The organism is Brumimicrobium glaciale (assembly GCF_004152935.1).
GTDB classification, from domain to species: Bacteria; Bacteroidota; Bacteroidia; order Flavobacteriales_D; family Crocinitomicaceae; genus Brumimicrobium; species Brumimicrobium glaciale.
In genome coordinates, this window is the sequence record NZ_SETE01000001.1 from 403,496 (window position 1) to 421,298 (window position 17,803).

Annotated in this window: 13 protein-coding genes; 9 read left to right on the forward strand and 4 right to left on the reverse strand. The window is 30.6% G+C overall.

The features are described 5' to 3' along the window. The first annotated feature begins 62 nt into the window (after nucleotides 1-62). The 9 genes from ERX46_RS01590 to ERX46_RS01635 all read left to right on the forward strand — a co-directional run bounded on the left by ERX46_RS01590 (nucleotide 63) and on the right by ERX46_RS01635 (nucleotide 11,055). On the forward strand, nucleotides 63-932 hold the full coding sequence (locus ERX46_RS01590; RefSeq protein WP_130092080.1) for a cation diffusion facilitator family transporter: 870 nt from the start codon (nucleotides 63-65) through the stop codon (nucleotides 930-932). 505 nt (nucleotides 933-1,437) lie between these two features. After that, nucleotides 1,438-2,187: a hypothetical protein gene (locus ERX46_RS01600; RefSeq protein ID WP_130092082.1), complete on the forward strand. Its 750-nt coding sequence runs from the start codon at nucleotides 1,438-1,440 to the stop codon at nucleotides 2,185-2,187. Beyond that, nucleotides 2,180-2,446, forward strand: a complete 267-nt coding sequence (locus ERX46_RS01605) for a hypothetical protein (protein ID WP_317127168.1) — start codon at nucleotides 2,180-2,182, stop codon at nucleotides 2,444-2,446. Before ERX46_RS01600 ends, ERX46_RS01605 begins: the two co-directional genes overlap by 8 nt. Before the next feature lie 85 nt (nucleotides 2,447-2,531). Next, nucleotides 2,532-2,732, forward strand: a complete 201-nt coding sequence (locus tag ERX46_RS01610) for a hypothetical protein (RefSeq protein WP_130092083.1) — start codon at nucleotides 2,532-2,534, stop codon at nucleotides 2,730-2,732. 71 nt (nucleotides 2,733-2,803) lie between these two features. Further along, nucleotides 2,804-2,986, forward strand: coding sequence for a hypothetical protein (locus tag ERX46_RS01615; protein WP_130092084.1), 183 nt, complete (start codon nucleotides 2,804-2,806; stop codon nucleotides 2,984-2,986). Nucleotides 2,987-3,257: 271 nt separating this feature from the next. After that, nucleotides 3,258-7,967, forward strand: a complete 4,710-nt coding sequence (locus ERX46_RS01620) for a hypothetical protein (protein ID WP_130092085.1) — start codon at nucleotides 3,258-3,260, stop codon at nucleotides 7,965-7,967. A 4-nt stretch (nucleotides 7,968-7,971) separates the two neighbouring features. After that, nucleotides 7,972-8,901 carry a toll/interleukin-1 receptor domain-containing protein gene (locus tag ERX46_RS01625; protein ID WP_130092086.1) on the forward strand — a complete coding sequence of 310 codons (930 nt, stop codon included), beginning with the start codon at nucleotides 7,972-7,974 and terminating at the stop codon, nucleotides 8,899-8,901. A gap of 617 nt (nucleotides 8,902-9,518) precedes the next feature. Next, nucleotides 9,519-10,298, forward strand: a complete 780-nt coding sequence (locus tag ERX46_RS01630; protein WP_130092087.1) for a DUF4365 domain-containing protein — start codon at nucleotides 9,519-9,521, stop codon at nucleotides 10,296-10,298. Then, nucleotides 10,291-11,055 (forward strand): hypothetical protein, encoded by a 765-nt coding sequence (locus tag ERX46_RS01635; protein WP_130092088.1) that lies wholly within the window; start codon nucleotides 10,291-10,293, stop codon nucleotides 11,053-11,055. The genes ERX46_RS01630 and ERX46_RS01635 overlap by 8 nt, the downstream gene beginning before the upstream one ends. A gap of 64 nt (nucleotides 11,056-11,119) precedes the next feature. Here the strand turns inward: ERX46_RS01635 and ERX46_RS17435 are convergent, their stop codons facing one another. The 4 genes from ERX46_RS17435 to ERX46_RS01650 form a co-directional block, all read right to left on the reverse strand. Next, on the reverse strand, nucleotides 11,120-11,290 hold the full coding sequence (locus tag ERX46_RS17435; protein WP_165366115.1) for a hypothetical protein: 171 nt from the start codon (nucleotides 11,288-11,290) through the stop codon (nucleotides 11,120-11,122). A gap of 63 nt (nucleotides 11,291-11,353) precedes the next feature. Further along, complete coding sequence (locus tag ERX46_RS01640) at nucleotides 11,354-11,776, reverse strand: DUF6943 family protein (protein WP_130092089.1); 423 nt, start codon at nucleotides 11,774-11,776, stop codon at nucleotides 11,354-11,356. A 2,400-nt stretch (nucleotides 11,777-14,176) separates the two neighbouring features. After that, on the reverse strand, nucleotides 14,177-15,892 hold the full coding sequence (locus ERX46_RS01645; protein ID WP_130092090.1) for a hypothetical protein: 1,716 nt from the start codon (nucleotides 15,890-15,892) through the stop codon (nucleotides 14,177-14,179). After that, on the reverse strand, nucleotides 15,893-17,797 hold the full coding sequence (locus ERX46_RS01650; protein WP_130092091.1) for a hypothetical protein: 1,905 nt from the start codon (nucleotides 17,795-17,797) through the stop codon (nucleotides 15,893-15,895). Nucleotides 17,798-17,803 lie beyond the last annotated feature (6 nt).

Sequence of the window (17,803 nt, forward strand, 5' to 3'; positions counted from 1 at the left end):
TGGCTGCTTCAATATAAACGATATTTTTACTGCCATAACCAAGTTAGTTATAAATTTTAAAAATGAAGAACGAACAAACAGCAATAAGAACTACCTACTTCAGTATAATAGGTAATACTGTCTTGGCTATAATAAAAGCACTTGCTGGCTTCTTCGGTAATTCCTATGCTTTAATTGCAGATGCAATTGAATCAACTACAGATATATTCGCTTCGTTTTTAGTTTTACTTGGTTTTAAGTATGCAAAAAGACCGGCAGATGAGAATCATCCATACGGTCATGGGAAAATTGAACCACTTATTACATTTGGTGTTGTTGCTTTTCTAGTTATTTCAGCCACAGTTATCGCTTATACCAGTATTCAGAATATTCAAACACCACACGAAACTCCGAAAGCATGGACTTTAATGGTTTTAGGTTTGATAATAGTTTGGAAAGAAATCTCTTTTCAAGTAGTGAATAAGAAAAGTAAACAAACCAATAGTTCTTCACTTAAAGCAGATGCATGGCATCACAGGAGTGATGCCATAACATCCATAATGGCATTTTTAGGAATAACTGTTGCAATAATATTTGGAGAAGGATATGAAACTGCCGATGATTGGGCTGCTTTATTAGCTTCTGCTTTTATCCTGTATAATAGCTATTTGATTTTTAGACCAGCATTAGGTGAAATCATGGATGAGCAATTATATGACGATTTGATAATCGAAATTAGAGAAAAGGCCATAAAGGTTGAAGGAGTTCTAGATACAGAGAAGTGCTATGTTCGAAAAGCAGGAATGCGTTTTCATGTTGATTTACATGCAGTTGTTGATAGTGAAATCTCTGTAAAGGATGGACACTATATTTCACATAAACTAAAGGACTATTTGAAAAAAGAAATACCGAATTTAGGAAAGGTATTGATTCATATTGAACCAAATGATTAGTACTTCAGAATAAAACATCCTCTACCTCATCAACATCCAAACCTAGATATATAGAACATTCCTTTATAGTAATATACTGATGTGATTTTTTCAGGTAGTGCTCCTTCATCTTTTTGATAAGCTCTCGCGAATATCGTTCAGACTTTCCAGTGATGATCATGACGTCTTTTGTATGGAGAACGATACGCTTCATTTTACTTATAATTATTTGGTGTCATTTGATGTTTATGATACTTTATCCATATACTATCTATACACCTTCAGTAGCCTTGATATATACATATTGAGACTGTTTTCAGCCTTGATTACAAAATTATAGGAAATTAAATGATAATGAAAAGGCAAAAACTAGGCAAATCAGCATAAAGATTATGGAACGGAAGCGATTGCTATAATAAAACTTAATGATGAGGTAGTTTTGAAGTATCGATTTCAAGTCGCGACGAAATTTGACCAATGTTGGGAAAGTCCCAACAGGATATTTTAAAACTAAAATTGAGTAATCATGGCAAAACAAAAAGGAATAATCAAGCTTACTGGTAAGATTGGAGATTTGTCCTTCTACAAGTCGAAAGACGGGTATTTAGCACGTGAGAAAGGTGGTGTTGACGGAGAAAGAATCAAGAATGATCCTGCGTTTGCAAGAACACGAGAGAACGGAAGTGAGTTCGGGTTGGCAGCAACGGCAGGGAAGACCTTGAGAAATGCTTTTCGTCCAATGATGATGCGTGCAGCAGATAATCGTGTAACTTCAAGGTTAACGAAATTAATGTCTGCAATTCGTAAGTTGGACACAACGAGTGATCGCGGAAGCAGATCTGTTGGTGTTGCAATCCAAGATCAACCTGCAAAGGATATGTTGAAAGGATTCAACTTTAACATTCGTGCAATGTTGAACGCTATTTTGTATCGTCCAATTACATTGGATCCAGCAACTGGAGAAATTGAGATCGCAGATCTTATTCCAGCGAATCATATTGCTGCATCAGGAAATGCAACTCATGTTTCATTTACAGCTGCATGGGCAAATGTGAACTTTGCAGATGGTACGTATGAATTGTCACTTTCAAGTGCAATGAATCTTCCATTAGATAGTACACAATCAACTGTGACTGTAACTCCGTCAGGAGTTCCTGCAGGAACGGGAACTGATGTGTATATCATGCTTGTAGAGTTTTTCCAAGAAGTTAATGGTACACAATACAGCTTAAACAATGGTGGCTACAATGCCATGAACATTGTTGACGTTGTCTAAAACCTATAACATCATGGAAAAAAGAATTCAAGACAAGTTAGCATCCCTTGGGAAACGATGCAAAAAAGAAACTCCTCCATTTTTCAAAAAGCTACGCACAGCAGGAATAGTGTTGGCCGCAATCGGAACGTCGATTCTTGCAGCGCCAATTGCTCTTCCAGCACTTGCGGTAACTATAGGCGGGTATTTAATACTTGGTGGTTCAGTTATCACAGCTGTAAGTCAAACTGCAGTTGTTGAAGCAGATTGTGAGGAGTAAATCCGAATTAGCATGGAGCTAATTTGAAGAAAATTATCAAACTAGTCCTTCAGGATTTAAACTGGAGGACACAACATTTAAAATTATGTCAGAGACAGCTAATGTAAAAGACGAATTAATCGTAGAACTTAAGAAAAAGAAAAAGCCAAAATTTAAGGCTGGATCAGAATTAGCAAGTTCAGTAAACCGAATGAGTATTGATTGGGATAATGATTTGGATGAAGATTTAAATTCAGAAACTCTTACGATCTCAATTCACTTGACTTCAGAGCCGGGTGATGACTAAATAGAATTATTTAGAAAATTAAGCCACCAAGCATTATGCCTGGTGGCTTTTTAAATTTAAAATCATTTAATATGGATTACTCAAATGACAATACAACAATTATAGGAACTATCTCTGGTACAATCTTGAGTATTATTGCCACATTCGATATGCAAGATATTGTAATGACTATAATTCTGGCCGCAGTTGGTGCTACGGTGAGCTTTTTGGTGAGTAGGGGATTGAAGTGGATTTGGGGGAAGTGGAGGAGGTAGTAGATTTTATCATACTCAATCTCCATCATTATTAAGATCAAATACTAAAATGTGAATTCTATAGTTTTTTGATTCATAGCAAGTAATACCTGATGAAAACGATTAATCCAACAAAACATACAACCATAAAATGGAACGAAATAGGGTTTTTTCTTTATACACTTATCAGTATTTTTAATCAAATGTTTAGGATATTTGATTAAGTTTGATTGTTAAAAGCTTACTTACAGTACTAGGCTAATTCCAATCCAATCTGTTAGAAATACAAATAATGACACAAAACCTACACCTCTTTGAATTAGGCGAGAAAGTTAGTGATAAACACATTGATCAAATTATTAATGATTTTTATATTGCTTTCAAAAATGATACCGGAAAGAAAAATAATTATGAATTTGATTTTTCGAAATTAAAATGGATTTCTAATCAAGAATTATTGATTCTAACTGGATTGTTTCAATACTTAATAGATGTCGGTATTAGTTTTAAAGTTAATTTCTTAATTAAGGGTTCTAGTTCAAATATTGATAAAAAAATTGCAAGACAAATTATTCAAATTTGGGATGTTTGGAAAATATATCAAATTGTTCCAAATAATGATTATAACAGGTATTTCGATATTGATGGAGGTTTTGTTGATCGAATTAGAAAGCAATTCAACATAAGCTCATCAAACCAAGAAATTTATGATAGATATGGTGTTACACCTTTTTTAAGCTTACCTAAAATTGAAAAATATGATGATATTGCAATTTCAGAATTATTAAATAAAGTTTACAGTTTATCAGAGGCAACTAATCAAATATTGGAAAGTAATGGTTGTTACTTGCCTTTTGAAAACAAAACACTAAACTCCATAATAACTAAAGAACTTTATGAAAACTTTTTAGACCATTTCACTAAATCATTTTTAAATAGTCATAAAAATTATTCTTTTTTAAGTATCTCCTTAAAAAAGAAATTGAATAAAGATTATTTTGAAAAAGAGAAAATACAATCATTGCTGAAATTAAACTTTAAAGAAGAAAATTTATATGATTTAAAACCATTCTTTTTTAATGATTTTAAAAAAGAATATAAAAATGAATCATACCTTCAGATATCCTTTCTAGATTTTGGAGAAGGCATAACTAAAACATTAAATGAATCTTATTCTAATCAAAAAGAAGCTAGTATCACAGACTCGAACATACTTAAGTATGCTTTTGAACCTTTATCATCGCAACATACAATTCAGGAAAGATTTAGTGAAAATATAATTACACCAAGAGGATTATTTGATGTTTTAGTAATTGTTAAAAGATTTGAAGGATTAATTGTTATTAGAAGTAACCATGGAAAAATAGCTTATGATTTTTCTAATAATAAATCTATTGAAGAGGCTATTATATCCTTTGGAGATGAAACTTTATATTTCCCAGGATCTTTAATAAGTATTTATTTGCCTGAAAGACAGTTAGAGAAAAAGTTTGACAGTACCTCCATTAAACCAAACGTTAACTTCAATAATTTTAATTTTAATAAGAGTAGTAAAAAAACAGTACGGTTGTTTGATATTCAGAATCAAATAAAATCAACATCTTCCTCGAAAAGTGAATTATATAATAATCTTTTTGAATTATTATTAGGGGAATTGAATTCAGATAAAAACGATTCATTAATATATTTGGATTTTCAAGGTTATGAGATAGATGAAAGAGTAGCCAAGAAAATTATTTACTTCATATGCACTGATTATAGGTTTAATTATCAAAACAATATTATAGTTCTTAATCCACCCGAAAAGTTTTTTCTTGAGAATATTAAAGATGAAATATCAGAATTAGAGGAGGTTGATAAAAAATTTAGATTTCATCCAACTCCATTTGTTTTTATAAATGAACTTGTAAATGAACTTGAAATTTTCTGGTTGGGAGTTTATTCAGATAAGGATATTAATAAGCTTAATGATTTATTATTTGATGAACATGATTTAAGATCTTCTGATTTCGAATGCCCAGAGGATATTATTGGACATATTAATAGATATGATAAATATGGTAATCTATATTCTTCAATTAATTCAAAAGAAATATTTAAGTTTTACAAGGAAATACAAAATGCTTCAATTCATGAAGAAATACAAAGTATAGTAGAAAGTTGTATTCAGAAAGAAGAAAGTTGTATTTATTTATGTAATGGAAACTATTATCAATACGAGTATCTTTTGTTGAATGAAGTTCTTTCAAATGAAGAAAAGCTTAACTACCTCTCTAAAAATTTATTCTTAAAAATTCAAGAAAGATTCGGTAGTCTCGAAGATGTTTTATTTACCGGAATTACGGCAAGTAGTCATAAGATATTGGACTCATTGATTAATCAGGATGATTTGAAAATGGAAAACTGTATATATCTTAATAATTACTTTTCTTTTGAAAAAGAGAAAGCATTTTTAAAGCTTATTAAGCATGATTCAAAAGTGATATTATTATGTGATGTGATTTCTACTGGTTTTTTAGTTAATAAATTTGAGTCCCATCTAATTGAAAACAATGTAGATTTAATTGGAATAGGTGCCTTAGTGAACGCGATAGATAATGATTATTCAGGTATTGATTATAGCTATATCATGAAAAAATTAACATCTACATTTAATTATAAATTAGAAAAAAAGCGAAGATCAGAAATTAGTGAATTGTTAAATCAAAATAAAATAAAAGTAATTAGAATAAATCCATTTACAAATACTCCAATTACTCATTCTATAAAAGAAACTAATTCTAATGAGTCCATATTGATAGATAATCATGAATTTATAAAACTTTTAGATCCTTCCGAAATAAAGATAGGTTATTTTGAGTTCAACAGTTTAATCCATCCATACTTTTTTGATATGGACACCATTCTTGATAAATCAAATCCAGCTTCAAATAAAATCTTAAGCGCATTAATAAATAGATTAGAAAATAAAATAAACATTAGAGATATAAATTTAATCTTTTATCCAAAGGAATCTGGGATAAAAAATATTGATTTTGAGTATTTCAAAAATAATATTATTCCTAACCATAGTTTAGAATTTATAAAGTTGGAACGATTTCAAACGAATGAAGGATGGAGGTTTTCTCATCCACCAAAATCATTGATTGAAAAATGTAAAAATAAAAATGTTCTAATTTTAGATGATGGTTCATGTTCTGGAGAATCTTTATTGCAAATGATTAATGAAGTGGCATTTTTTGACGTTAAAGAAATTACCGCAATTTCAATTGTAGGAAGAGTTAATGACCATAAGCGAGAATTTTTTTCCAGATTAAAATCAGTTCAAGCAGGAGGGAATTCGGTAGCAGTCAATATTTATTTTGGTTGCCATTGGCATCTGCCAACTTACCATCTTTCTAAAAGCCCAGTTATAGATGAAATAAATTGGTTAAAAACAATACAATCTTTCACTAATTTACCACTTAATTTAAAAAAAATCATTCAAGTTGTCCATAATGAATTGAAATTAAAACCAATCAAAGAAAGTAATAATGATCATATAATTAAATCAAAAGACAACTCGGTTATAATAAAGGATTTAATAATTACTAGAAATGAACTTGGGAAATTATCAGAATTTAGGTTTTATACAGAGTATTTCAATTATCTAGACCATTTTATATCTCAATATGAATCGAAATCAAAAAAGAAAAGAGGTAAAAGCCCCTATAAAGATATTGAACTTATCTGTGGGGTTTTAATTCACGAACCATATTTATTTGAATCTCTAAAGAAAATTGTTCCAGATTTGGTAGACAATTTAAAGGATTTTATTTATGCTCTTTTTTGGAATGAAAATATTATCGATCAGAAATTATTAAACTATAATTGGGATATCAAAAATTTTATTCATTTAGTATTTATCATTTTTAATGAAAATGAAATAATTAAAGATATAGGTATTAAAAAACTTTCAATTTTACTTAATAAGTTTTGTATAAAGAGCTCAGATAAAAACTATTTTTTTTACCGAATATTGAAGTATTTACATGTAAGTGAAAATGATAAAAGTTCTAAAAAGCACTCACCAGAATTTCTGAATTTGTCAATTGAACTAATAAGTATGATTGATGAGGATACTTCTCATTATAAGGCGATTCCCTCCTTTTTTGCTTCATTACCGAATAATGTCGCGGATTATTATTTTCAACTTAACACCGTTATTAACAATTATAAAAAATTACATCAAGATTCTTCACACAATGAATATATATTTAACGATAAACAGGTTATAATTTCCTCTTTAAAAGTAATTGAAAGAAATAATCGATTGCATTCTGATAGTGTAGAACAAATTAAAGTAATAAGAAAATCTTGGAAACAAATTTCGGAATTCATAGAATCTCTCCTTCGTTTCTCTAGTAGCTTCCCAAATTACTTTATTTTCAATCAAGATTATCTTTTATTGGAGGAAGCAAACAGGTCTCTTAGAACATTACATGGTTATCTATCTAATGAATTGTATAATGGAGATTTTCTTAATATTTCTAATATTAAATCACTTATTAATGAAGTGTTTGAAGAATTCATAAATGAAGATACTAATTATTCAAATCTCTTTTCACAATCTAAGAATGTGAATTTGAGTAGTAAGGTTAAACAATTGATTTCCGAATTGAAATCTTCAAACGAGGCTTGTTTTTTTGAATTAGATATAGAGAATGATGTATGGATTGAATTTCCAACTTATTACTTTGAACAAATAATATCGAAGGAAATAATTGGAAATATGAGATTTGCGGATTTAAACAAACCGATTAAAATTAGCTTAGAAATAATAAATAGTTCGGTGTTATTACTAATCAATAATAAAATAAACTTTAAAGATAAAATTTCAAAAGGAGGAGGTAAAGGAACTGATAGACTGGAAAGAATAAATTTATTTAATCATAATACTAACTATGAGTCCCAAACCAACGGGGACTTTTATTTACAGAAAATAACATTTACAAAAACTTAGAAATATGGAATGGAATGAAATTGCAGAAGAAACAATTTTAATGTTTTTTGATGAGAAAGTTAATTTTGAATTACCTAAAACTAAACAGAAATTAGCAAAAGAATTGTTTAGTGATATAAAACTAATACAAAGTCTAGCTGATTTTGAACAGATTATTGAACAAGAAGAAACGGATCAAAAGTTCTTATTCTTTGTCCACCTTAATCACAGTAAAAAAAACAAAGGCTATGATGATTTCAAAGCTTCTAAAATAAAACTTAGATATCCTAATTTAAGATGTTACTATATCTCATCTGTTCCTAAGAAAACTATATTTAAAGATGGTAATGATTCATTAGATGTATTTTCTTACGATAATTTTCATGATAAAATTGGAGAAACATTCATTCCTCAAATTAGTTCAGAAATTTCTTCTCAAGAGAAAAGTGAAGAAATATTCAGGAAAGGAATATTTTTGAGCCATTCTTCAAAAGATTCAGAATTAGTTAGGAAATTTAGGGATTTAATTTTAGTGTCTGGACTTGGCTATGATCCTAAAATTATAAAATTTACTAGCCAAGAAAGTTATGGAATCCCAGGAGGAATTAATATTCCTGAAGACTTAAGAAATTTCCTTAGAAATGAGATGGGATTATTTATTCAGTTTTTAACTCCTAATTATTTGGATAGTAGGATATGTTTGAATGAAGAAGGTGCGGGTTGGTGTCTTTTAGATGATGAAAAATATTTCATTCCTCTTCTTATCCCTCCAAATAATCATAAATTACTTTCTTGGATAAAAACTTCAAACAAAGGTATTTGTATAGATGATAAAGGTTCATTATCAAATATATATGAAGATCGGAAAGTTTTTTTTGGAACAAATGTCAATGGAACAAATCTTCAACAAAATATTGAGAAATTCGTTGATTATCTTAAAAATCAAGTTGTTTGATTTAACCATTCGTTGTTCTTAAAATGCTCTTTGTGCATGCTGGATTGATATGATACATGTTATCTGATTTTGTGTTCAATCCACCTCATCATTTTTGAGATGGACTTAACGGATTTATAATTACTGTTTAATTAATTGGTGAACTAGAAGTTGGCGTAATTGCTTTAAAGTGTTCTGGATTCGCTTGTAGTTCTCTTCCTGCTGCTCCAATTGTAAAAATTATGAAACAGTCTTCTTGATTGCTTCGGGTTTATGAGAAGTGACTTTTTGTGCATCCTTAATAATTTTGATGAGGTCATCATTTCGAATGAAGGGGATGATTGATACGATTAGAGTTAATTATAACATATTTGCTCAATAGCATAAAGGTTAGAAGAGTATAAAATTTAATCCAGTGATTTTTCAAACAAAATGTTAGAGATTTTAAAATTAGATGGATATTTAAACATAAAACTTGCTATACTTGAAAAATAATAATGTAAACATCCTGTATTATTATCAGTTAATTCTCGACTTTTTATAAAGACATAAGATAGTTTTTATTTATATTAGTTGCATAAAACTCCACTAATAAACGAAAAGCCGATGTGAACCACTATAAATAACCCAACAAAAGAATGACAAAATATTTACAGACCAACGCAACATCCAAGAAGGGAATAAACTATATCAAACGAGTAATAAAATCTGTTAATTGCGAATTCCATTCAATTCATCAAGAAAATGATATTGGATTAGATGCTATAATTGAATTGAATGATAATTCTGGTAGAAAAGGACGACTGGTGGCAATCCAAGTTAAATCAGGTAAATCTTTCTTTACAACTAAAGCCGGAAAATGTAAAATAAATATTTCAGATCACAGGGAATATTGGCTTAATCATGATTTAGATGTATATGGTATTGTATATATTCCTGAACTATTCAAAGCATTCTATGTTGATATAAAAGAATATATAAATAATAATCCTAAGCGTACCGTAATAACTTTTTCAACAGCTCCTGAAAATGAGTTTAATTTTGAAAATTTCGGTAACAGCATAAATAATTATCGACCTAAATCATTAGACCAAATAAAACTCTATGAGGAATTTGTAAATTCTATTGAAAATAAGATGATTAAAATTATATTCAACCATTTAAATATTTCTGTTAACCTTGTGATTGAAAAAATGATGGTTTCCTCAAGTTTTCAAGAATTATTGATAAAAATAGGATGTAATATTGTTTCAGCAACAGAAAGAGATAGAATAAAAGTAGAAATTGGGATGCCAACATGTTCTAACAAAGAAGGTTCTTTTATGTATTCAATAAACAGAGATATTTATCTTGACAATTCTTCACTAAAGTTTTATGAGAATAAATTTCAAACCTTAAAAAACATCATTCATGGATAAAACCAGGTCTATAGCGATAGATTCAGTTATTGATATTGTTGAAGCAAACAATTGTATTTACAACCCTATCATAACTGAAGATTATAAGGGGATGGATGGCATAATAGAATTAATTTATAATGAAAAACCATTACACAAGACTATTGCTATCAATGTACAATCAATTCCTACTGAGACCAATTTTGAACAGCTTGATTATACATCTTTGGAATTTTATGAAGAGTATTTTGACTCATTAGATCTCCCTCTTATAATTGTTGCCATAAAACCTGATACAAGAACAGGTTATTGGTTTGAATATGTGAAGGGCATCCCTTTTAAAAAGCAAGTAATGTCTCCCAAATTAGACCGCGAGTTTTCTTTCGCTGGTTTTAACAGAAACTTTCTAAATTATTTCCTTTTAGGAAAAGACAGTTTTTACGAAGTAGAGAAGTACCTTAGATCTCCTGATAGAGAAATTTTACGAAGTTTTTTTATTTCAACTTTTAATTTACTAGAGTATGCTATACCATATGTCTTACTTTACCCTAATTCAAAGGATTACTTTAAGTCACTTGAAATAAAAGTTTTTCCTGCTGAACCTGATATGATTGAAATAACTAAATATTTTACTAAAGAAAGTAAAGACGTTTACATGAGGAACGATTTCTTATGGTATGTTAAAGATGAAAATGGAAATTTTAGAATGCCCTTAACTATGTTTATTTACTTAAGTAATGAATACAATCTTATATCAAAAAAAACGGGTATACTTTAATAATTATAATCAATTATTAATAAAACCACAATGGATCCATTTTTGTTTTCCGTTTTTAAAAGGCTTAAGAAATCAACTTCTCACAAAACTTATAAAGCCTTACAAACTTACTCCTCTCATTTCCTGGAGGAGTTTCAGAAATCTTCTCTTTAATTTTCTCCATTTCTGCAGGAATTTCCTTCCTGGGCATTGTTCTTAAAATGCTCTTTGTACATGCTGGATTGATATGATACATAATATTTAGTTTTATGCTCAACCCACCTCATCATTTTTAGAGATGGGTTGAACGGATTTATAATTACTGTTTAATTAATTGATGAACTAGAACCTGCCTTAATTGCTTTAATGTGTTCTGGATTCGCTTGTAATTCTCTTCCTGCTGCTCCAATTGTAAAAGTGATGAAACAGTCCTTTTGATTGCTTCGGGTTTGTGAGAAGTGACTTTTTGTGCATCAGCTATAATTTTGATGAGGTCACTTTTCCTAATGAAAGGAATCACAGATCCAACCAAAGCAATTTGAAATTGTTTTCCTTGATGCAGGGAATAAACTATCCAGTACAAACTTTCTTTTTCGCTTTCTGAATTGCAGCTTATCACAAAGCAATTCGGGCAAGGCTTTTTGAGTGGTTTTCCACTGTTTAATCCTTTGTTTAGGATAAAGAAGTGCGGGCCTTTATACACGCCTTCTGGTCGATAGGTAATCATTTTGAAATTAGACATAACTCGTTGTTTAAAAATTAAGTCATATCTAAGTCGCTTCGCTCCACCATTAACTCCAAAAGAAAAAACCAAAGAAAACGACCAAAAAGGCCGAAAAAAAAGGAAAAAAGAAAGCTCATTCACAGGGCTAAAGAGCAGGTTTGTCAAGGTTTTTGACGATAAAAATTTTGACTCCTGCCGTTAAACCCACAAATGAATTAGCATCTTTTGATAAAAGCAAATGATAGTTAGAATGTGATCACAAAATTATTATTGCAAAACCCGGAGGGCTCGACCTTTACAAAGCTGTGGTTAGCCCTATCTTTGCTTTTATTTTTTTATTTTATTCTCTCAGGGATAAGGTAGATTCCTTTTTAAATCGAAGCTTTAAGCTCAATAGAAATACTGTAATGATTGTACAGAGGTATTACTTCTTTATTCAAGTGTAGGTGTTCTTTTGTATGTAAGGAAAGGTGTTTCGAAAGGAAAAACGATTTAGACAAAGCAAAAGTTAGATGTACAAGCGAACACATACTCTTGACTTCCTTAATGTTTAATTGGAACAGAAAGATTAAGTACCTGCTGACCTTTTGGGAGGCTGGTACATTTCAGGAGAAATGCTAATCGGAAAAGTTACTAATGTTCTAATCAGAGAGGAAAGTATTTAATCGAAGAGGTATGCTTTTTTTTATTCGAAGGGATTCGTTTTTACAAGTGTATGTGTTTATTGATTAAAGGAATTGTTGTTTCAATAGGTGCAATGACCTTTAATAGTTTAAACTAATGTAATAGAGAAACACATACTCTTGACTACTTTAATGCTTAAATGGAAAGGAGAGTTAAAGCACCTGCTGACCTTTTGGGAGGCTGGTGCATTTTAGGATATGTGGTAATGATTATTCAGAGGAGTAAAGTTTATAATCGAAGAGAGTAGGAGCTTTGTTTTGTTCGAAGGTATCATGTTTTACAAGTGTATGTGTTTTTTGATTTTAGGAAATGTGTTTTCAAGATGGTAAACGATAGTGCTAAAGCAAAAGCCAATTAAATGAGAAACACATACTCTTGACTTCTTTAATGCTTAAATGCAAAGGAAAGTTAGAAATACCTGCTGACCTTTTGGGAAGCTGGTATATTCTAAGAGAAACTCTAATCCATAGAGTAAGTTTAAATCGAAGGCCTTATGTTTGATTAAATGCATGGTAACTTTTTTTATAATGCAAGTCTTTGGAAGTATTGGCAATCTTGAGAGTAATCTTTTAAGAGTTTAATTCAGGTCGGAAACTGTTAAATCGAAGGAATATGTAAGAATATTCATTTAGTGCCAATTAACACTGATAATAGCACAGGAAAAACAGCCTTGAGCTTTCTATTCAACAAGAACGGAGAAATAATGATTTAGTTTTGGATAAAGCATAATTCGGAGGACGCGAGCCGCCTTGCGAGTGGAACGAGGGGGGGCGCAACAAATGGATGTGGAACAGACAGGTTGCAACCTCTGTGCTTTTTGGCACACGAGGGGCGTTTCCAGTTTTTTGAATTCGAAGGTATAATGTTTTACAAGTGTTGGTGTTTTTTTGATGCAATGCAATGGAGACAAAAAATAAGCCAACGCTTGACTTCGGTAATGCAAAATAGAATGATAAAGTTAAAGTGCTTGCTGACCTTTTTGGGGCAGCTTGCACATCTTAGGGTAATGCCAAAAAACTGGAAGCGCCCTGAAGCCTGAGAGACCAGCAGGCGAGCCATACAAGACGCTGCGGTGACACCCCATTTAAAAACTTCGCTTTAGCGAAAACCGAATAGGGGTTTGGGGTGGCAGAGTAGCAGCAACTGAATGAGGAGACACCCACAGCGAGAAAAATAAGTGGAGTGTGGCGCGCGGAGTTTCCGAGTACGACACAATGGAACGGTAAAAACAAGCCCGTAGTGCAACGGAGCTTTGTATAGGCTTGTTTTTATATTTTTTGAGCAGGGTGGTGGTGACGATTGAAGACCACTTTTCCTGTGCCATACAATCTTTAGAAATCACCAAAATATGCGAAGCTAAAAACCAAAAAATCGGCAGCTGTTGGTTGCGGAGGATAAGGTTTAATAATTCAGAGATGTTAGTTCGTGGCCTTTTATCGGAGGAGTAAGCTCTTTCTATTGTGGAATGCTTAGTTTGAAAAGCAATATTATGCCCCGATGGAGACGGAAAGCTTTATGAAATGGTTTGCACAGGAACACGCTAGAACAAAGCGACCTTGTGAAGCTCTTGGAATAGCGATTGTTTCCGTAGCAAAAGCATGAATAAACTTGGAGGTGGAGACGGATTAGGCGCATGATCTTAAGACATTAAATCTTATTAATCTTGAGTAGGAATCTTTATAGTTCATAATATGGGAGAATGTCTTAGGTATTGGGTAGTTTGAAATCAGTCTGTTACAGAAATCTTCTCCATTTATCGGGAAAGTAAGGAGTTTTAAAAGTAAAATGTGCTAAATCTCTAATTAATTCATATCCTGAAGAATCAGTTCGATATTTATATGAAAATTCATCCTTACAATCGATTAGGTTCTTCTTAAATTCAACAAATGAAATAGGTTCTTGCTTGTTATTCTTCAAAGAGATATTTAATTGATAGCCATCAGTAACCGATTTTGAAAATAATTGCTCTTCAAGGTCATTTTCTGTATCTTCAATTAGGTTTAATGAGTTAGATTTCTTTCCATGATGAGGTATGAAAAGTGCTAAATCAATATCATATTTGATTGAGAAATCCCTTATTTGAAAAAAGTATTCTGGTAAGTCTAGGACTACTGTTAATTCGATTAACATACCTAATAATAGCGATGTGTCATCTATATAAAACACTGGCTTTTCACCGTTAACAAAGTACTTTACAAGATTTTCAGGATTATTACTAGGGTCAGGAAAACGATTGGATGTTTCTTTAGCAAATTTAATATATGCGAAAACTTCTTTTAAGTGTTGAATTGCTAGATCATCTCGATTATTATTTTTAAAGAATAAAATTATATCAAGTATTGATAGAGAATGAATATCAAGTAAAGTTCTTCTAGAAACGGAGTTATTAGTAACTAACAAAGATATGATTTCTACTGTATTAGGATTGGCACTTTTGCTTAAAGAATTATTAAACCCAAAAATAATATTTGATAAATAATTGTGCGTTCTTAATGTATAGCCAATTTGTTCATAAGCGCCTCCGTTTGGATAATACAGGCCGTCTTTTTTAATGGCTATTTCTAATGTTCGTTGACCATATTCAGTAAGAACATATAAGTAAAGCGAATAAACTTCTTCAAAGTATTTATGTACAGCTTTGCGTTTTTCTAAATTGTTTTTTAATATCCAAAACCAATAATCAAGTAAAAGGATACGGATGTGTTTTTCAGCGGTAGCTAAATTATTATGAGAAACTGATTCACGATAAATTATAAATCCAATTAATTTAAGAGATTTGAATCTTAACTTCCAGGATCTTGGAATAGCACCTCTTTTGTTTGACCATTCTTGTTGATTTAATAATCCTTTAATTAGTTCTTTAAAGTCAGCGGTAACATCTTGAACAGAGTCAAGATTAATTAATACACGGTTTAGGTTTTTTCTAATGGAGTCATCACTTAATAAATATGGACCAAATAAATGATTAGTGAATTTAAGAGATAATTCTTCGATGCCCCATCTCATGAATTTAGTTTCAGGACATATTTTTATCATTTTCTTAAGAAAACCATTTAATAATTCCGAAGCATTACCTTTTAAAACACCATTATGAACGATTACAATTACAAGTTCCAAATTCTGAAAATTTGGATATATTGTATTATAATCAACAAAAGCTGCGTCCTGAATAGAGCTAATTATTCCATCTTGCTTAATTAATGAATTTTCATTTATATGTCTATCCTGTCCTCCTTTCAATTCAAAATAAAATTTCTTTTTCACTCCACTCTCATCCTTTCCAATGGCGATAATATCCTTACCATACTCTTTTAGACCTAGGTTTTCTGATGGGGTAGTTAGAATTTTAAAACCCATTGCCTCAAGCAAGAAGCCGAAAACAACATTTAACTCATTTTTTTCGGTAAGTGACTCCAAGTACTCTCTTACGAATATTTTGTTTGTATTCATTTATAATATGTTATTAAGCTGGAACTCTAATAAGTCTGGATTTTTATAGATTCTTGAATCAATAAGAGTACTCGCGCTAACTGATCCTAATGGAATGACTTCAGATTCAGAATTACCATGACGGAAACTATTACCTCGAACAATACTTGAGTTTTTGAAATGTGATGTCAGAAAAGATGGATCGTTTCTTGATTCTTGCATAAGCTTTGTTTGATTTTCATGAGAAAGAGCAAAGTAATACTCCATCAATTTTTTCTCCTGATAGTATGGATTCAAATCATTGATTTCAAATTTTTTAATTCTGAATTTTTCATGTAATTCAGCAGCGTGCTTAATTGGCTTTAAAAAAGAATGTACGTTCTTTTCTTTACCAATTATAACTTTAATCCATTCGATCAATTTGATTCCATAAACTTCATGTGCTAGTATGGATAGGTGTCCTTTCAAACTCTCTCGTACTTTTAAAAAAGGAGATTTCCTAAGAACTATGAGAATAGGAAGGATTTTGTCGAAATTTATAGTTGTAAGACAAATTTTTTGAATGGCTGCCAATTGTATTTCTTCTGTACTTAATTTTAATAAATCAATATGAAAAACAGATGAATGTCCTATCATTATGATATCTACAGGTAGTGTTTTAAGATTGTAAATAGGATTGAATTGCTTTAAAATACAGTTTTCAGTTTCTTCTGGGTTGCTTCTGAAAAAGTGCTTTATTGGGTTGCTAAAGGATCGAGTAAGTGAGAGTTTTCTACCAGGAGTCTTTTGGTATAGATCTGAAAGTAATTTATACAGAAAGTTGGGGTCTTTAAATTGAGAAAAAAAGCTATTGACAATAGAGAAATTCTTTGTTTTATTCAAATATGACATTAGCATATTGAATCTGTAGGCTTCATCTTCTTCTCTTCCTATGAGTCTAACAAGATGGATGATTTGAAGACTAAATCCTGTTTCTGAATTATCTAGAAACCTCATCCATAGATCATAAGCCTGTTCTCTTTGTATTGACGATGCTTTGTTACTTCCTGCAATATTATATAGGAGGTTGTTTATTTGCTCATTTAAAAAAGATTCATCAATATAATTTGATGCGGTATCTATTGCTTCCCTGATATGTTCTTTTTTTAATTCACAGAACGCAAGCAATCTAATTCCGATATTTGAATTTTGTGCTAGTAGCTCAATTATTTTCTTAAAAATTTCTTCTGTATGGGTGTTATAAAGCTTTAAAATGATTCTTATTTGGAATTCAGATTGTTCGTATTCTTCTTGTGTTGTGCCAAATTTGTATAATTTATATGCTAGATCATTAGGTTGTTTGAAAACTTCCTGAATTAGTTTTCTGTATATAAAACTATTTTCTGTTTGTGTGGATATTTGACACAAACAATATACTTGCTCTAAAGAATAATCAGATGAAGTTAAGTGATATATAAATCCATTATCGAAATAATCCAAAAACCTGTCTGATTTATCGGATTTAATTCGCTCAAAGGCGTATGAATAAACGTCGAAACCACTTGACTTTAATCGACCTAACAAAAAACCATATAATCCTTCTAAAATTTTTCGAGAAGTAAGGTTTTGATTTTCATTAAACTCTTTTTTAATTAGCGTCTCAAACTGATCGATTATTTCAGTTATATCAGAAATAGAGGTTGGGTGAATATAATTTGCCCTTGATTTATAATAATTGAGTAGGCACTCATTAAATTTTACTGACTTTAGGTTTGTAAAAACCTGATTAATATTTGACGAGTCTTCAAGTATGACCCCTAATTCAATAAGTAAATCAATATTTTCTAATTCGATACGTTCGAAGTTTGTTTTTGATTTTTGAAGACAAATGATAACTAGGTTATTTATAGCATTTTCTGATGGAGTAAGCTTTATTTTTTTTGGCATATAAAA

Coding starts and splice junctions, on each gene's coding strand:
- ERX46_RS01590 (WP_130092080.1), top strand. CDS start 63: ATGAAGAACGAACAAACAGCAATAAGAACTACCTACTTCAGTATAATA.
- ERX46_RS01600 (WP_130092082.1), top strand. CDS start 1,438: ATGGCAAAACAAAAAGGAATAATCAAGCTTACTGGTAAGATTGGAGAT.
- ERX46_RS01610 (WP_130092083.1), top strand. CDS start 2,532: ATGTCAGAGACAGCTAATGTAAAAGACGAATTAATCGTAGAACTTAAG.
- ERX46_RS01615 (WP_130092084.1), top strand. CDS start 2,804: ATGGATTACTCAAATGACAATACAACAATTATAGGAACTATCTCTGGT.
- ERX46_RS01620 (WP_130092085.1), top strand. CDS start 3,258: ATGACACAAAACCTACACCTCTTTGAATTAGGCGAGAAAGTTAGTGAT.
- ERX46_RS01625 (WP_130092086.1), top strand. CDS start 7,972: ATGGAATGGAATGAAATTGCAGAAGAAACAATTTTAATGTTTTTTGAT.
- ERX46_RS01630 (WP_130092087.1), top strand. CDS start 9,519: ATGACAAAATATTTACAGACCAACGCAACATCCAAGAAGGGAATAAAC.
- ERX46_RS01635 (WP_130092088.1), top strand. CDS start 10,291: ATGGATAAAACCAGGTCTATAGCGATAGATTCAGTTATTGATATTGTT.
- ERX46_RS17435 (WP_165366115.1), bottom strand. CDS start 11,290: ATGTATCATATCAATCCAGCATGTACAAAGAGCATTTTAAGAACAATG.
- ERX46_RS01640 (WP_130092089.1), bottom strand. CDS start 11,776: ATGTCTAATTTCAAAATGATTACCTATCGACCAGAAGGCGTGTATAAA.
- ERX46_RS01645 (WP_130092090.1), bottom strand. CDS start 15,892: ATGAATACAAACAAAATATTCGTAAGAGAGTACTTGGAGTCACTTACC.
- ERX46_RS01650 (WP_130092091.1), bottom strand. CDS start 17,797: ATGCCAAAAAAAATAAAGCTTACTCCATCAGAAAATGCTATAAATAAC.